The 3,036-nt window shown below is 55.9% G+C and carries 4 protein-coding genes and 1 pseudogene; 1 reads left to right on the top strand and 4 read right to left on the bottom strand.

Annotation, left to right across the window (positions count from 1 at the left end):
• Positions 1–159 precede the first annotated feature (159 nt).
• The 4 genes from ABG80_RS14025 to ABG80_RS14015 all read right to left on the bottom strand — a co-directional run bounded on the left by ABG80_RS14025 (position 160) and on the right by ABG80_RS14015 (position 2,509).
• Positions 160–627 carry a DUF411 domain-containing protein gene (locus ABG80_RS14025; RefSeq protein ID WP_058088266.1) on the bottom strand — a complete coding sequence of 156 codons (468 nt, stop codon included), beginning with the start codon at positions 625–627 and terminating at the stop codon, positions 160–162.
• Between the two features lie 234 nt (positions 628–861).
• A complete protein-coding gene (locus tag ABG80_RS21555) occupies positions 862–1,272 on the bottom strand; it encodes a copper-binding protein (protein ID WP_083506112.1) in 411 nt (136 codons plus the stop codon).
• Between the two features lie 101 nt (positions 1,273–1,373).
• The gene (locus tag ABG80_RS14020; RefSeq protein WP_058088265.1) at positions 1,374–2,195 is read right to left on the bottom strand and encodes an IS3 family transposase; all 822 of its coding nucleotides are present in this window, start codon (positions 2,193–2,195) and stop codon (positions 1,374–1,376) included.
• The gene (locus ABG80_RS14015; RefSeq protein ID WP_058088267.1) at positions 2,192–2,509 is read right to left on the bottom strand and encodes a DUF1153 domain-containing protein; all 318 of its coding nucleotides are present in this window, start codon (positions 2,507–2,509) and stop codon (positions 2,192–2,194) included. Before ABG80_RS14015 ends, ABG80_RS14020 begins: the two co-directional genes overlap by 4 nt.
• Before the next feature lie 191 nt (positions 2,510–2,700).
• Between ABG80_RS14015 and ABG80_RS21550 the strand changes: the two are divergent.
• A pseudogene (locus ABG80_RS21550) lies at positions 2,701–2,907 on the top strand (type II restriction endonuclease); the annotation flags it as partial.
• Positions 2,908–3,036 lie beyond the last annotated feature (129 nt).

The raw sequence follows: 3,036 nt of genomic DNA, 5'->3' as shown, positions 1-3,036 counted from the left end.
CTGGTCCTGCACAAACAGGTCGCCACCGGGCTGGCGACGCCAGAAGGCCGAGGGCTTGATGCGTGGGGTGATCATGCGCTCCATCATGCCGTCTCAGGCGCCTTCCGGATGAGAGAGGTTTCTAGAAGTGCCCCAATAGGACGGGTGCTGTCAAGTTGCTCAGCGGTAGCTCTGGTACACCGTGCTGTGGCCATCAGCTTGGACCAGCAACACATCATGGGGATCCCGGCGGTTGCCATAGGCGGGGCCGTCCATGCCCGGCGATCCCACTGGCATGCCGGGCACAGCGAGGCCAACAGCAAGGGGCTTTTCTTTCAGCAAGCGCTGGACATCGCGTGCAGGGACATGCCCCTCCAGCACGTAGCCGCCTACACTGGCCGTGTGGCAGGAGCCCCACTTGTCGGGTATGCCCAGACGCTTGCGTGCATCAGCGTTGCCTGTCTCATGCACCCGGACATCGAAGCCGGCTTTTTCCATGTGGGCTACCCAGTCCTTGCAGCACCCGCATTGGGGGTCTTTCCACACTTCGACGAGCGGTCGGATGGGCTTGGCCCAGGCGCCCGCTGTGACGAGAATCAACGCGCCTGCCAACCACTGGCGACGTTGCAATCCGACGAATTTGCGCATGCTGAATCTCCTATTTGTTGGCTGCATCTGTGCCGAGGGATGAATACTTGTACACCTCGGCTGTATTTCATGTGTCAATGTATTTGCAGGATAGGATTGCACGGCTGTCCATAGCATGACGCTCACATTACATTTGTTTCATGCAGGAAAATATGTGGAAACCTCAGCTACCTTGACTACATGTCTGCGTAAGGAGCATGGGAGCGTGTTGTCTCTAGTTTCTTCGCGGCGAAGCTACTGTTGTTTTCCCAATACTTCCAAATGGGAAATCACCTGCTCTTTGTTGAGTAGATGACTCTGAAATCTAACGCGCGATCCAACAGCGATCGATGAAGCTAGATTAATGTCGGCAATACTAAATTCGTTTGCGGCATCACCTTGTTTTGCTGTGGGTACGTTTTTTTGCTGAATCTGAATCAATTTGTTTTGTCTATCGACAGACAATACCACTCCTTCGCGCCAAACATCTTGCGGAGTGGCTTCAGCACCTGATGCAGCCTCCGATGCCTTGATGGATGCAACCCATGCGAGAAAGGCTCGATCATGATCTGCGTGGTTGTGTCCTGCATCTGCCCATGCGGAGGTGGATAAGACTTGGGATGCGTAAGCAATCCCAAGCATCGAATGGGAAATTTTGAATTTCATCGTGTGCAAAAAATAATAGGTAAAGTGTATTTTGCAGAAAAAAACAAATGGCTTGATTACATTTCTGCAATCCTGTATTGACCCAGTGGTTTCTGCACAGGTCAGGCTGCTAAAGCATAAGCCTCAGCGGGGGTCTTCATGCCCAGCGCCTGGTGTGGGCGCCGGTGGTTGTAAAAGCTGATCCAATCCGCGATCACGCGGCTGGCATGCTGCAGGGTTTCGAATCGGTGGCGGTGCACGCATTGGTCTTTGAGCGTTCTGATCACGCGCTCGACCATGCCGTTCTGCTCTGGGCTGTATGGCGTGATGAACTCCTGCTGCAGACCATAGCCCTTGACCAAAGCTGTATAGCTGCGGCTGGTGAACACCAGACCATTGTCCGACCTCAGCAAGAACGGATGCTTGACCTTGCCCAAGCAGCCATAACGGGCGATCAACGCCTGCTCCAGCGCGGCCTCTGCTGTCTTGGATCGGCCGCTGCGACTGAGGTGCCACCCCAGCAACTCTCGGCTGTAGCAGTCGATCACCAGGGCCAGTGAAGCCCAGCCATCACGCCCGGTCCACACGCGGCACAGATCGGTCGCCCAGCGCTCGTCTGGCGCTTTGGCCACGGAAGGTAGCGCCTGGATACGAGGCCTGAAGCCCACCGGGCGTTTGCGCACCTGCCAGCCCTTGAGTTGGAAGATGCGCTGCACGGTGTTCTTGTTGAACCCAAGCAAGTGCGCCACTGTGCGGTAGCCGAAGGACGGGTTCTCCTCGATCATCGCCTTGATGGGCTTGACGAAGTGTTCCTGAACCTTCGGTGCAGCCTTGGTACTGCGGTAGTACACCGTGCGCCGAGGCATCTCGAACCACTTACATAGCTTGACCAAGCTGACCTTGAATCCGTCCTCAGCCAGCCTTTGCTGAAGGCCGAGGATCATTTCTCGTCCTCGTTGCCCAGCATGGAGGCCAGCTTTTTTCGTGCACGCAACTCCAACATGGCTTCGCCATAGGCCTCCTGTAGTTCGCGTAGTTGCTTCTCGTACTGCTCTTTGACTTCCAGAGGCTTGGTGCGTAGCGCGTTCTCCATGCCACGCTTGCCCTCATCGACCCATTGCTCAACCTCGGATGGGTTGAGATCGAAGGCCCGACTGGCCTCCGAAATCGTCGTTTTGCCCTGGATGATGTCCAGGACCAGGGCCGTTTTACGTTTGGCTGTCCAGCGCTTGATGTCGTCTTCCATCATGGTGCTCATCGTCGTTTCCTTCAACGTTAACACCTGAGCAGGAATTCACTGGGTCAATACAATCCATCTATGGCCTGTCCCGGCAGGGCGGAGAAAACGAATAGGATGGCCGGTATCGTCGGCCCTGCGCCCCGTTGGTCACGTCCTTGACTGGTTTGACCGTGGATATCTGCGGCCCCCAATACTTTCCGTTTGATCACATGCATGACACCCTGACCGTCCTGATCGACCATTGGAAGAGCGATCCACACAGTACCTACAACACATGGTTTCTGTGGGAAGAGCGACTGAAGAACTTCCGTTCGATACGTCGTGGTATTGGACAGGTGGTACGTGACATTGACGCGGGCACCTTTGGCAACGCTTACCGGGGCTCGTCCCTGGAAACGGTGGTGGGGTCGGTGTCACGGATCGCCGTAATGGAGCCAAGGATGTTCGGCGTAATGGAGCCAGTTTCTGGCTGCTGAACAGGGCTCCCGAGGGGGTTGAGGAACGGGGTTATTTTGCCGCTTTGGCGGGGGTGGATTTGACGCTGC

It is taken from the genome of Aquabacterium parvum (genome assembly GCF_001447195.1).
GTDB lineage: Bacteria > Pseudomonadota > Gammaproteobacteria > Burkholderiales > Burkholderiaceae_C > Aquabacterium > Aquabacterium parvum.
Note: the sequence above shows the minus strand (reverse complement) of the source record. Positions and strands in the feature narration are given on the sequence as shown.

Coding starts and splice junctions, on each gene's coding strand:
- ABG80_RS14015 (WP_058088267.1), bottom strand. CDS start 2,509: ATGAGCACCATGATGGAAGACGACATCAAGCGCTGGACAGCCAAACGT.
- ABG80_RS14025 (WP_058088266.1), bottom strand. CDS start 627: ATGCGCAAATTCGTCGGATTGCAACGTCGCCAGTGGTTGGCAGGCGCG.
- ABG80_RS21555 (WP_083506112.1), bottom strand. CDS start 1,272: ATGAAATTCAAAATTTCCCATTCGATGCTTGGGATTGCTTACGCATCC.
- ABG80_RS14020 (WP_058088265.1), bottom strand. CDS start 2,195: ATGATCCTCGGCCTTCAGCAAAGGCTGGCTGAGGACGGATTCAAGGTC.